Below are 12,203 nucleotides of genomic sequence, written 5' to 3'. Positions count from 1 at the left end.
CGCAAGACGACGGCGGCGGGAATCTGCCGCCGTCGTCCTTTGGCCCTATTCAGCCCGCCGCGTGCGGCGTTAGGATGCCATGTGACTTTCACCCACGGTTACGCGGCCAACGGCGACCTCCGGATGTACTACGAGGTCCATGGTCACCCGCGGGTCGGCGAGCCCCCGCTGTTGCTGATTCCCGGCGGAGGCTCGAGCATCGAGACCAACTTCGCCGGCCTCATCCCCGCGCTGCTGGCCGAGAGCCTGCAGGTGATCGCCGTCGAGGAGGAAGGCCACGGCCGGACCGCGGCTACCGGCCGGCCGCTCACCGCCGAAAACTCAGCCGGGGACGTCAAAGCCGTGCTCGATGAGCTCAACGTGGACTCCGTGGATGTGCTCGGGTTCAGCGCCGGGGGCCACACGGCGCTTGCGCTGGCCATGAGTCATCCGTCCATGGTGCGTTGCCTGATTGCCGCCTCCACCTTTGTCAGCCGCGATGCTGTGGGCGACGAGTTCTGGGAAGGGATGGAGAAGGCAACCCTCGATGAGATGCCGGAGGCGTACCGGGACGCCGACCGCCGGATCAATCCGGAGCCCGGACACCTCGAGCGGATGTTCGAACTGGACCGCCAGCGGATCCTGACCTTCCCCGGCTGGCCGGACGAGGACCTGCGCCGCATCACGGCCCGCACCCTGGTGCTGAGCGCCGACCGCGACGTCGTCAGCGCTGAACATGCCGTGCGGATGTCACGGGTCATTCCCGGGGCGCGCCTGATGATCGTGCCCGGCAGCCACGGCGACTACCTCGGCGAGCTGGCCGCCAGCGGGGGCGACCTGCGGGCCATGCGGACGACTCTCCCGTACCTTCTGCGGTTCCTGGAGGAATAGGGGGCGGTCAGGACCTTGCCGGCGCGGAGGTCTCTTTCGGCGCGGAGGTCCAGTGCTGCCGGTGCAGCCGCTCGAAGCCGTCCAGGAGCAGATCGAGGGCGAACTCGAATTCGAACTGGTCATCGCACCCCTGTCCCACCACGGAGTCCTGGTGCGCGGAGGCGGTGGCGACCTTCAGGATGTTCGGATACCGCTCAGCCATCTCCTGGAACATGGCCGCCTGGGCCTCCGGCGGCAGGGCGGCCAGTCCCGCGCCGTTCCCGCCGGCGGAGTCGTCGAACAGTTCCTGGGTGAACCCCCACATGCGGCTGCCGAGGGCGTGCATGACGTGATGGGTCAGGTCCACGGAAAAGCCTCCGGCCAGGAACATGCCGATGAACGAGTCCATGTAGCCAAGGACCGCGGGCGTTTTGTTCGTGCGCGATTCCAGCACTTGCCGGGCCCACGGATGCCGCAGCAGCGCCCCCCGCGCCGAGAGCACCCTCAGGCGAACGGCGTCCTTCCAGCCGGCGTCGCGGACGGGAGGATCGATCTCGCTGGCAAGGGCGTCCACCATGCCGTCGAGGAGTTCCTCCTTGTTGGCCACGTGCTTGTAGAGCGCCATCGGCACGACGCCGAGTTCCTGCGCCAGCCGGCGCATGCTCAGCGCCTCGATCCCCACCTGATCGGCCAGCTCGACGGCGGCAGCCAGGACGCGGTCCCGGCTCAACGGGATCCGGCGCGTTCGCTCCGCTTGCTGGGTCATCCGGCCACCTTTCCCTAACGGTTCCCTATTGACAAGTGTACGCCGTACACCTAGCGTGGCCGCATCAGGTGTACGCCGTACACCCCGGCCCATGTGCCACCGCCGCCAGCCATCCCAGCCAAGGACCACGCCGTGACAACACACGCCAGCAGCGCCCCCGTCCCCCGTGTTCGCCGCCGCCCCCAGTGGCCGGTGCCTGCAGGATTGATCCTTCTCAGCCTCATCCCGGTGATCGCGGGCGCGGCGCGGCTGACGGAACTGACCGGCGGTGCCGCCATCACCGCCCAGAACGCCCGGTTCTTCGCCTGGCCCGTGCCCGTGGTGACGCACATCCTCAGTGTCACCACCTACAGCCTGCTCGGGGCGTTCCAGTTCCTCCCCTCGCTGCGGGGCCGCCGCGGCTGGCACCGCATCGCCGGCCGCATCCTCGCGCCCGCGGGCCTGCTGGCCGCCCTGTCCGGCCTGTGGATGGCCGTCTTCTATCCGCTGCCGCCCGGGGACGGCCCGGCGCTGTTGGTGCTGCGGCTGGTCTTCGGCTCGGCCATGGCGGCGAGCATTGTCCTGGGAGTCGTGGCGGTTGTGCGCCGGGACTTTATACGGCATGGCGCGTGGATGACCCGTGGCTACGCGATCGGCGTCGCCGCGGGAACGCAGGCGCTGACGGGGCTGCCGTGGATCCTGCTGGTGGGCCCGCCCGACGAGCCGACCCGGGCGGTGCTCCTGGGGGCCGCCTGGGTGATCAACGTTGCGGTGGCCGAGTACGTCATCCACCGGCGCGCCCGGCGCACGAGGCGGACCGTGCGGGTGCCCGCCGCCGTCCCGGTCCCCGCCGCCGTCGTCGAAGTCGCCGGAAGCGTGCCGGATCGCCGTACTTTTTCGGCGAAGCGGACAGCTTCCGGCGAGGTGGAGTCCGGGCGGCTAGACTCACGCGCATGACGATTGTGGACGATCAGGGCCGCCCGGAGCCTCCCCTTGCCGCCGACGAAACCGCGACCCTCCTGGGATTCCTGGACTACCAGCGGGCCACGCTGGCCTGGAAATGCGCCGGTCTGGACGCGGCCGGCTTCGTGGCCACCACCGCCGCCTCATCTATGACCCTGGGCGGGCTCCTGAAGCACATGGCCTATGTGGAGAGCGAATGGTTCTCCCGGTCCCTGCACGCCCGGGACCGCGAGGCCCCGTTCGCCGCCGTGAATTGGAAGGCCGACCCGGACTGGGAGTGGCATTCCGCCGCCGGGGACACCCCGGACCAGCTGCGCACGCTGTGGCAGGACGCCGTGGACCGGTCCCGGGCCAGCGTCGCGGAGGCCCTGGCCACCGGTGGCCTGGACCAATTGGCCCGGCGCCCTTGGCCGGACGGTTCGGCACCGAGCCTGCGCTGGATCCTGTGCCACATGATCGAGGAGTATGCCCGGCACAACGGCCACGCCGACCTCCTCCGCGAGGCCGTGGACGGCGAAACAGGAGAGTAGCCTCGTGGCGGGTTGACGCTTCCACCCGTTGCGCTAACAGTGCTGGCGGTTATCAACGCCGAATGACGACCAGGTCTGATAGCGCAACGAGGGTAGGCAGGGTGGATTAGTAGGCCTTGACCCGCTGTTCGACGACGAGGTGGACTAGGGCGAACACGCGGTCCTGGTCGATGGCGGCCAACGCAGCCTCGAGGGCGGCCGGCACGTCCCTGTCCTCGGTGACCGTGATGCCGAAACCGCCGAACGCCCGGGCCATCATGCCGAAGTCGGGGTTCTTCAGCTGCGTCCCCGACACCCGGGACGGGTAGTGGCGTTCCTGGTGGGTGCGGATGGTGCCGTACTCCTGGTTGTCCATCACGATGATCAGCGGCGTGGCTCCGTACTGGGCGGCCGTGGCGAGCTCCTGGCCATTCATCAGGAATTCCCCGTCGCCGGCGATGGTGACCACCCGGCGCTCGGGGCTGGCCAGTGAGGCGGCGATCGCCGAGGGCACCGAGTAGCCCATGGAACCGTTCCGGGCGCTGATCATCGAGGCGTACCGCCGGGTGGGGAAGTAGCGGTGCGCCCAGTTGGTGTGCTCGCCCGCCCCGAATGTCACAAGGGCATCCTGCGGCAGCAGCGGGACGAGGTTCGCCATCAGGGTGTCCATCTTCGCGGGCCCCTCGCCGGGGGTCGACGGCGGCAGGCTGGCGAAGGAGCGCTGCTCGGCGCGCATCCGGGCCGTCCACGCCTTCCACTCCTGACTGACGGGCAGGTCGATGTTGACCAGATCCCGGACGAAGGCGTCCGGCTTGGCCAGGATCTGGCGGGAGACCGGACCGGAGCGGCCGCGTAACGAGGGATCGATGGTGACGAGGAAGTTGTTCTTGTTCCAGTCCTGCCGGCAGACAAAGCCGTCAGTGATCACGTCCCCGGGGACCGTCCCGACAAAGACGAGCAGGTCGGTTTCCTCCAGGAGGTCGTAGGTGGGGCGGGGCCGGCCGTAGCCGATCGGCCCCACATAGCTGGGGGAGTCGAAGGAGACGGTTCCCTGCGTGCGCCACTCCGCCGCGGCCGGGATGTGGTGCTTTTCGAGCCAGCCGGTCAGCTCCGAGGCCGATTCCTGGGTCCAGTCGTTGCCGCCGGTGACAAAGAGCGGCTTTTTGGACTGGGCCAGGGCCTCGGCCAGGGCGCCGGCATCGGTGCTGCTCATGCCGCCCGCGGCCAGCGGGATGGCCGGGTGCAGGGCCGGATCAATGGGGACCCGGATGATGTCCTCCGGCAGTCCCACCACCACGGGGCCGGGACGGCCGCTCATGGCCGCGAACATTGCCTCCGCGACGATTTCGGAGGCCCGCTCGGGGTGGTCGAGGACCATCACGCGCTTGGCACCCGTGTCGAACCACGCCTTGATGTCGAACTCCTGGAACGCCTCGCGGTCCCGGTGGGCGAACGGAATCAGTCCGACGAAGAGCAGCATCGGGGTGGAGTCCTGCCACGCGGTGTGCAGGCCCACGTGGGCGTTCGCCGCCCCGGGGCCGCGGGTGACCATGGCGACGCCGGGGCGCTGGTTCATCTTGCCGTCGGCCTCGGCCATGTAGGCGGCGCCGCCCTCATGGCGGCAGACCACGGTCTCGATCTCAGAGTCGTGCAGCCCGTCGAGCACGTCCAGGAAGCTTTCCCCCGGGACAACAAAGGTGCGTTCGACCCCGTGCGCCACGAGCGAATCAACAATTACGTGGCCGGCGGACTTGAGCGTCTTGCCCGGGTGGAGGAGGTCGCCGTCGGAGGGCTTCGTGTCAGTTACGGTCATGGTTGCTGTGGACTCCGTTGTCATCACTACTGGTTTTCTGGCTTGTTGGGATGGGGCAGTTCCGCCGGGCACGGCGGGAGGGTGGCGGATTGCTAGTCGGTTTCCGGTCCGCTGCAGAAGAAGCAGCCGTCCTCGCAACTGTCGTTCGACGCCGACGGCGGGGTGCTGCTGGTTGGGCTCGGTGGCGCCGGTGGGTTTCGTTGGGTCATGGGGCTTCCAGTTCCTTGGGGACGGCGGGATTTGGGGTTCTGAGGGAGCCGGCCCACTCCTGCACGTGCAGCAGCGCGACCAGTGAGTGGCGGGGATTGCCCAAGTCCAGGCCGGTGATCCGACCGATCTTGCCAACCCGGTAGTAGACGGTGTTCTTATGCAGCTGCATGCGCTTCGCGCACTCGGCCACGTCCAGGGACGCGTCGAAGAATGCACGCAGGGTTTCGGCCAGTTCCGCATCATCGCGAAGGAGAGCCCAGAGGTTGCGGTGCCGGAACGCCGCCGTCGTAAAGTTCCCCACGGCGTCGTGGAACAGGATCTCTGCCTCGAAGTCGTCCACCGTGGCCACCGGGGCTTCGCCGGACCGGCGCATACACCCCAGCAGCGCTTCGGATATTCCGGTCACTGAATGGATGGAGAGCAGATCGGGGACGGTGGGGCCGACGGCGGCAAAGGGGCTGATGCCGAGGTGCTTGTTGGCATCTTTTACGATTGCCTCGGCCAGGCTCCGCAACCCAGCCCCGGCGTTGGCGGATTGGAGTCCGGGAAGGATCACGGCGGTGTCGCCGTGAAACTGCCCTACGATGGCCGACGGTTTGTAGGCGGCCGCATGGATGGAAGCGAGGTTGGCCAGCTCGCCGTGTTTGAGCGCGGCGTCGTCCTCCTGGGCTTCGGACGCGGACAGGCCAAGCAGGATCAGGGCCGCAGGACGGTCCGCGGGGATTTTTTCGCTGTGCGCGCTCGCCGCAGCCTCCGCGGGACCCGAAAGAAGGCGCACGATCCGGTCCTCGCGCATGTGCACGGACTGCTGGTTGCGGTACCGGATCAGCTCGGCGGAGGCCCGCGCGGCCGAGCCGGTGAGGACGTAGTCGACGTCGTCGCCGAAGCCGGCCCCGGTTTCCTGGAGCCAGATGTAGCCCATGATGCGGTCACCGGCGAACAGGGTGATGGCGACGCGCTCCCGCAGGCCGTCCTGGGGCCGGGCGGGAACCCGGACCGGCAGGCGCGTCCGGTGCAGCTCGCGGTAGGCGCCGAGGTCCTTGAGCAGGAGCTCGTATTTGCGCGGGCCGCGCCGCGCCAGGATCGAGGCCTTGCGCAGCTCGTCAATGGCATTGGTGACCGTGGAGTAGGCCAGGACCTTGTTGGCGGCGTCCTCGATCACCACGTGGCTGGAGGTCAGGCGGGCCGTGGTCTGGGCGATGGCGAAGAGGTCTTCTTCGAGCAGGGTCAGCACTTCGCGCTGGTAGCTGCGCGGCTGGATCCGGTCCTTGGCGATGGACAGCAGACGGTCCCAGTCTGCCGCCGGGTCCACCAGCAGCAGGCCGGTCCCGGCGGCGCGCAGCAGCTCTTCGGCTTCCGCCAGTTCATCGGGGCTGCCCTTGACGGCCAGGACCAGGGGAGGGTTCTTCAGGAGGCGCCGCACTGCCGGCAACGCGGAGCGTCCGCGAACGCCGATCAGCAGGACGAACGCAGTCCCGCCGTCGGCAGTCTCGTCGTCGGCGTCAACGATCACAAATCGCTCGATCGCCGCATCCGTGCGGGAAGGCCGGAGCATGAGGCTGGCGAAACCCAGCGGGAGATCCGCGAGGATGTCGTCCACCGTAGCTGCGGCCATGGGCTTCCTTCTGACATTGGCACCCTTCCCGGACGGCTTTGTCCGGACACCTCAGCCTATCCAGCTGCCGTCTTCGAAAGTATGGAAAAGCTCCTAAATTACGTGGCCCGTTTTAGGTCTGCGGACCAAGGCGAGGTCAGCAGGCCCACGGCGCCCCATCGATTGCTCCGTAAGTGCCGTAATCACTCCTCTAAAGGGCATCTACGGAGCAATCGACGGGGTTGGAGGACGGGAAAGGGACCGGTCATCATGGAGTGTTGGTGCGTCATTGCGGAACCCGACGTCCGCCGCACCGGCCGCCACTGGCGCTGACGCACACAGGAGAGCACATGGACACGGCCCCGGATCTGATCGACTTCACCGCAGGCGGCCCGCAGTCCGGCGACCTGGACGTGGCCTGGATCCACGGATCGGAGTCCGCGAAACACAACACAGACCCGGATATCCAGGTCCACGCCTACGACGAGCACACGTTTATCCTGCGCCAGAACATGGCGGTCAATTACGAGGCGCCGTTCATGTTCCTGCTGTTTGGCAACGCCCGGGCCGTCCTCATCGATACCGGCGCGACAGCATCCGCGGACTTCTTCCCGCTGCGCCGCGTTGTCGACGGCCTTGTGGACGCCTGGCTTGCCGCCCATCCCCGCGACGGCTACGGGCTCCTGGTCCTGCATACCCACCCGCATGGCGACCATGTCGCGGGCGATGCCCAGTTCGCCGGCCGTCCCGGCACCGTTGTGGTGGACGCGGCCCAGGAGAGTGCCTGGGGATTCTTCGGACGTTTCTGGCGACGGCGGTGACTCGGACGACGGCGACGGCGGTGACCCGGACGACGGCGACGGCGGAATTCGGCCAGCACACGTGGACCTCGGCGGCCGCGTCCTGGCATGCTGGCCCAGCCCGGGGCACCACCACGCGGCCGTCACGTTCTACGATCCCCACACGGGGTTCCTGCTCACCGGAGACACGGTCTATCCCGGCCGGCTGTACATCCAGGACTGGCCCGCGTTTGTCCGCACCATCGACCGGCTGATCGGGTTCTGCGACACCCACCCCGTCACCCATGTCCTTGGCTGCCACATCGAGATGTCGCGGCAGCCCGGCGTCGACTATCCGATCTTCACCACCTACCAGCCCGACGAACCACCGCTGCAGATGACCGTCGGGCAGCTCCGGCAGATCCGCCGGGCCATCGACGAGGTGGGCGGACGCCCCGGCCGGCATGTGTTTCCCGACTTCGTCCTCTGCCTCGACGAGGATTGAGGCCGCGGCAGCCCGGACCGCCGATTCGGTTCCCCGGCCGACGCGAGTGGGCAGTTCGCGGCAGTGTTTGTGGGGGACACTGCCGCGAAATGCCTACTCGGCGCACAACTCCGGGGTGGCGGCTCCTAGAGAGCGCCTTGACCCGGGGTCCCGGCCGGGATGGGCTCGTGGCGCATGACCTCGACCGGTCGCTCCAGCAGTCCGTCGAGGGCCGCATTCAGCCGCTGGACGGGGCCGCCTGCGCCGTGGGCGTCGAGCAATTCAGCGGATTCCCACTTCTCGATCATGAGGATCTGCCCGTTGGGGGATTCATGAATGGCGTAGAGGATGCAGCCGGGTTCCTCGTGGACCTCTGCAATGGCCGGGGACAGGGCCGCGACCACGTGGTCGAAGGATCCCTCTTTGGGCGTGAATGTTGCGGTGACGACGACGGGCATGGATTTTCCTTTGTGATGTGGGCGTTAGCGGATGGCGGTCTGGGCGAGCGGGGCACAGCTGTTGCGGGGCAGGAAATCGGCCTTGACCTCAATGAGGCGGGGGCCTTCGGGGAGCCTGCCTTGCATTCGTCCGAGCACGAGTTCAATTGCATGAACGGCGAGCATGTCCAGCGGCTGGCGGATCACGCTCAGCGGCGGAGACATCAGTTCAGTCCACGGATTGTCATCGAAGACAATCACCGAGAGGTCTTCCGGGATGCGGACTCCCTTCTGGACAAGCCGCCGCACCGAACTCTGCACCTGGGCCGTATTGGCGACGATGAGGGCAGTGGGCGGCTGCGGCATGGCAAGCAGGGAACCTACGGCATCGCCCCCGGCATCCCCCCGGAACGGGACATCGCGGATGAGCAGGGGGTCGACCGGAAGCGAGGCGCTCTCGTGCGCAGCCCGGTAGCCACTGATCCTGGCCCGGCCCGTTGACGTGCTCAGGGGCCCCGTAACGAGTGCGATCCGGGTGTGGCCGAGGCCTATCAGGTACTCCGTTGAGCGCTGCGCGGAGTCAAAGTTTTCGATGCTGACGACGTCGGCGTCGCCAAGCTCCTCGATGGTGCGGTCCACGAATACAACATTCACGCCGAGGTCCTGCAGGCGCGCCCATTTCTCGATGTTCCCGCCCGTGGGGGTGGCAATAACGCCGCTGACGGACCGGTCCAGCAGCGTATCCAGCGATTCCGCTTCCAGATGCGGATCCTCCTGTGTGGTCATCAAGACAACCTGCACACCGTGGCTCCGGGCTTCCCAGACGATGCGGTCGGCCAGGCGCGCGAAAAACGGGTTGGAAAGATCCGTGACCACGAGCCCGATCGTGAGGGCATGGCCAGCGCTAAGCTCGCGGGCGGCCGCCCGGGGCCGGTAGCCCAGCTCGTCGATGACCCTGACGACTTCCTGCCGTTTTGCCGGTGCAACGGGCCCGGAGTCCGGGTTCAGTACCCGGGACACCACAGAGACCGAGACTCCCGCAGCCGCCGCGACATCGCGAATGGTAGGGGCCTTCTTCACCGCTCCTCCTTGAGGGAAATCCTAGGCAGTAGTTCGTATGCAGCGTCTCCGTTTGAGTGCCATGAGCTGGCGGAGGACGTTTCGTTTGGATCCGTTGACACAGCTTAGCACCGGGTGGTACAAAAGTGGAACCGGTTCCACTTCGGGTAAATTTCCAGCACATAGCGACAAAGAAGTTGTTCCATCCGCCGCGGCGGAAGGGCGTCTCTTCGCTTCGCACCCCTACCAGAGAGACTCCAGTGAATCTTCACAAACTCCTCAGCGACCGCGAACAGGATGGCCGTCCCATCCGGGTTGGCCTGATCGGTGCCGGCCGCTACGGCACCATGTACCTGGCCCAGGCCAACAACATCCCCGGCATCCACGTCGTCGCCATCGCGGACATCAACGTCAAGCGCGCACAAGGCGCCTTCGATCTCGTCGGTTGGCCCAAGGACCAGATCGCTCCGGACATCGCTACCGCCCTCAGGAACCGCACCACGACGATCGTGGCCAACGCGGACGAGCTCTTCGACGTCGACATCGACGTCATCGTTGAAGCAACGGGCAACCCCATCGTCGGCGTGAAGCACGCGCTGCGCGCCATTGAAACCAAGAAGCACATCATCATGGTCACCGTCGAGGCCGACGCCCTGGCGGGCCCCGCCCTGGCCAAGCGTGCGGAAGCCGCCGGTGTTGTCTACTCGATGGCCTACGGCGACCAGCCTGCACTCATCATGGAACTCGTCGACTGGGCCCGCACCAGCGGCTTCGACGTTGTCTGCGCCGGCAAGGGCGCAAAGTACCTTGAGCACTATCACGAAATGAACCCGGACAACGTCTGGGAGAACTGGGAGTTCTCCAAGGAACTCACCGATTCCGGCCAGCTGAACCCGAACATGCACACGTCGTTCCGCGACGGCACCAAGGCCGCCATCGAGATGGCCGCCGTCGCCAACGGCGCCGGACTGGTGCCTTCTGACGAAGGGCTGAGCTTCACGCCGGGGGATGTCGAGGAAATCGCCACGATCTGCCGCCCCGCCGACGTCGGGGGAGCCCTTGCCCACGAAGGCAGCGTCGATGTCATGTCCAGCGTCAACCGCGACGGCACGTGGATCCCCCACAACACCCAGGAGGGTGTCTTCGTCGTCGTCAAGGCCACGAACGACTACGTTTCCGGCTGCTTCAACGAATACCCGTGGCACCCGGACCCCACGGGCCAGTACGCCGCCTTGTACCGCCCGTACCACTACGTGGGCCTGGAGCTGAACGTCTCCATCGCCAACGCCGTTCTTCGGGGGATTGCCACCGGTTCGCCCGTCGGTTTCTTCGGCGACGTTGTGGCGACGGCGAAGAAGGACCTGAAAGCCGGTGAGTTCCTCGACGGCGAAGGCGGGTACACGGTCTGGGGCAAGCTCGTCTCGGCCAGGCACTCCGTCTCGGCCGGCGCACTCCCGGTGGCGCTGGCCCACCACGTGGAACTGCGCAACGACGTCGCCAAGGGCGAGATCGTCGGCTGGGACGACGTCATCATGGACGACTCCCTGTCCCAGGCCCTCGAGCTGCGTCGTGAAACCGAAGCGCTCGTCGCGGAATCCGCCCTCAGCGCCTGACGCTCCCCGCAGCTCCCCGCAGCACACCGGGCGCGGCCATGAACTTCACCTGTTCACGCCTCCGGAACAAGACTCCTTCCAATGAAGAAAGGCATCACATGAAATCCAAGACCCGCGCCCTCACCGGAGTGCTGGCCTGCACCCTGGCCGCCTCCCTCCTCGCCGGCTGCGCCTCCGGGGCGCCCGGCGGGGCTGGAGCCCCGGTAGCCAAGATCCAGCTGTCCATCCCGGATCCGCTCACCTCCTCAGTCGGCGTTTCCGCCCAGCACTTCGCCGACCAGGTCAAGAAGACCTCCAACGGATCGGTCGTCGTCACGGTGGTCCCGAACGGAACGAGCTTCAGCGGGGACCAGAACGCCGCCGTCACCCGCCTGCAGGGCGGCTCGCTCGACGCCCTCATCCTCTCGACTTCCGTGTACGCCTCCGTGGTGCCGGAAATGAACGGCATCAGCATCCCCTACCTTTTCAAGGACACGACCGAGGAAGCGGCGTTCCTGGCAGGAAAGCCGGGCCAGCTGCTGAAGGACAAGCTCGCAGCCAAGGACACCGTCGCCTTGTCCTTCCTCACCCGGACCGGCCGCGAGATCACCAACTCGGTGCGTCCCATCGAGAAGCCGTCGGACCTGAAGGGTTTGAAAATCCGTGTTCCCGGCAACCCGCTCTGGACCGACTTCTTCGGAAAGCTGGGCGCGAGCCCGACCACCATGGCTTTCTCCGAGGTCTTTACGGGCCTGCAGACCGGAACGATCAACGGGCAGGAAAACCCGATCGAGGTGCCGTGGACGAACAAGTTCTCCGAGGTGCAGAAATATGTCTCGCTGACCAACCACATCAATGACGCCTGGGTGCTCGCCCTGTCATCGAAGAAGTGGGGCACACTCTCCGAGGATCAAAAGAAGGCCCTCACCGACGCCTCGACCGAAACAGCGACGTTCAAGACCGGCTACGACGCCGAACAGTCCAAGAAGCAGCTGGACGAACTCACGGCCAAGGGCATGACGGTCAACGAGCTCAGCGACTCGGGCCTTGAAGAATTCAAGGCCACCTCCAAGAGCCTCTACCCGCAGTTCTCCGAGCTGATCGGCAAGGAGTTCTTCGACCAGGCGATCGCTTTCACAGAGTCCAGCTAGCCCTGCACGGCCCCGGCC

At 66.8% G+C, this 12,203-nt stretch carries 12 protein-coding genes; 7 read left to right on the top strand and 5 right to left on the bottom strand.

What is annotated here, in order from left to right:
* The first annotated feature begins 81 nt into the window (after positions 1-81).
* Positions 82-870: an alpha/beta fold hydrolase gene (locus tag C560_RS0113560; RefSeq protein ID WP_026538621.1), complete on the top strand. Its 789-nt coding sequence runs from the start codon at positions 82-84 to the stop codon at positions 868-870.
* A gap of 7 nt (positions 871-877) precedes the next feature.
* On the opposite strand, the gene C560_RS0113555 is transcribed toward C560_RS0113560, so the two are convergent.
* Entirely contained in the window at positions 878-1,615 is a 738-nt protein-coding gene (locus tag C560_RS0113555; protein WP_026538620.1) for a TetR/AcrR family transcriptional regulator, read from the bottom strand.
* A 132-nt stretch (positions 1,616-1,747) separates the two neighbouring features.
* On the opposite strand from C560_RS0113555, the gene C560_RS21875 reads away from it, so the two are divergent.
* Together C560_RS21875 and C560_RS0113545 are read left to right on the top strand one after the other, a co-directional pair.
* Positions 1,748-2,551 (top strand): DUF2306 domain-containing protein, encoded by an 804-nt coding sequence (locus tag C560_RS21875; RefSeq protein ID WP_026538619.1) that lies wholly within the window; start codon positions 1,748-1,750, stop codon positions 2,549-2,551.
* Complete coding sequence (locus tag C560_RS0113545; protein ID WP_026538618.1) at positions 2,548-3,087, top strand: DinB family protein; 540 nt, start codon at positions 2,548-2,550, stop codon at positions 3,085-3,087. Before C560_RS21875 ends, C560_RS0113545 begins: the two co-directional genes overlap by 4 nt.
* 106 nt (positions 3,088-3,193) lie before the next feature.
* On the opposite strand, the gene C560_RS0113540 is transcribed toward C560_RS0113545, so the two are convergent.
* Together C560_RS0113540 and C560_RS21870 are read right to left on the bottom strand one after the other, a co-directional pair.
* The gene (locus C560_RS0113540; protein ID WP_051533186.1) at positions 3,194-4,879 is read right to left on the bottom strand and encodes a thiamine pyrophosphate-dependent enzyme; all 1,686 of its coding nucleotides are present in this window, start codon (positions 4,877-4,879) and stop codon (positions 3,194-3,196) included.
* A 205-nt stretch (positions 4,880-5,084) separates the two neighbouring features.
* Entirely contained in the window at positions 5,085-6,704 is a 1,620-nt protein-coding gene (locus C560_RS21870) for a PucR family transcriptional regulator (RefSeq protein WP_051533171.1), read from the bottom strand.
* Positions 6,705-7,033: 329 nt separating this feature from the next.
* Between C560_RS21870 and C560_RS23630 the strand changes: the two genes are divergently transcribed.
* Positions 7,034-7,504 carry an MBL fold metallo-hydrolase gene (locus C560_RS23630; RefSeq protein WP_197026163.1) on the top strand — a complete coding sequence of 157 codons (471 nt, stop codon included), beginning with the start codon at positions 7,034-7,036 and terminating at the stop codon, positions 7,502-7,504.
* Positions 7,464-7,967: a hypothetical protein gene (locus C560_RS23625; RefSeq protein ID WP_197026162.1), complete on the top strand. Its 504-nt coding sequence runs from the start codon at positions 7,464-7,466 to the stop codon at positions 7,965-7,967. The genes C560_RS23630 and C560_RS23625 overlap by 41 nt, the downstream gene beginning before the upstream one ends.
* Before the next feature lie 125 nt (positions 7,968-8,092).
* Here the strand turns inward: C560_RS23625 and C560_RS0113525 are convergent, their stop codons facing one another.
* Positions 8,093-8,404: a putative quinol monooxygenase gene (locus C560_RS0113525; protein ID WP_026538616.1), complete on the bottom strand. Its 312-nt coding sequence runs from the start codon at positions 8,402-8,404 to the stop codon at positions 8,093-8,095.
* A gap of 24 nt (positions 8,405-8,428) precedes the next feature.
* Entirely contained in the window at positions 8,429-9,463 is a 1,035-nt protein-coding gene (locus C560_RS0113520; protein ID WP_018775479.1) for a LacI family DNA-binding transcriptional regulator, read from the bottom strand.
* A gap of 239 nt (positions 9,464-9,702) precedes the next feature.
* Between C560_RS0113520 and C560_RS0113515 the strand changes: the two genes are divergently transcribed.
* Positions 9,703-11,055: an NAD(P)H-dependent oxidoreductase gene (locus C560_RS0113515; RefSeq protein ID WP_026538615.1), complete on the top strand. Its 1,353-nt coding sequence runs from the start codon at positions 9,703-9,705 to the stop codon at positions 11,053-11,055.
* Between the two features lie 98 nt (positions 11,056-11,153).
* Positions 11,154-12,185, top strand: a complete 1,032-nt coding sequence (locus C560_RS0113510; RefSeq protein ID WP_026538614.1) for a DctP family TRAP transporter solute-binding subunit — start codon at positions 11,154-11,156, stop codon at positions 12,183-12,185.
* The last annotated feature ends 18 nt before the right edge of the window (positions 12,186-12,203 follow it).

This window comes from Arthrobacter sp. 9MFCol3.1 (assembly GCF_000620385.1).
Lineage (GTDB): Bacteria > Actinomycetota > Actinomycetes > Actinomycetales > Micrococcaceae > Arthrobacter.
The sequence above is the reverse complement of the archived record's forward strand: the minus strand, read 5'-3'. Positions and strand labels throughout refer to the sequence as shown.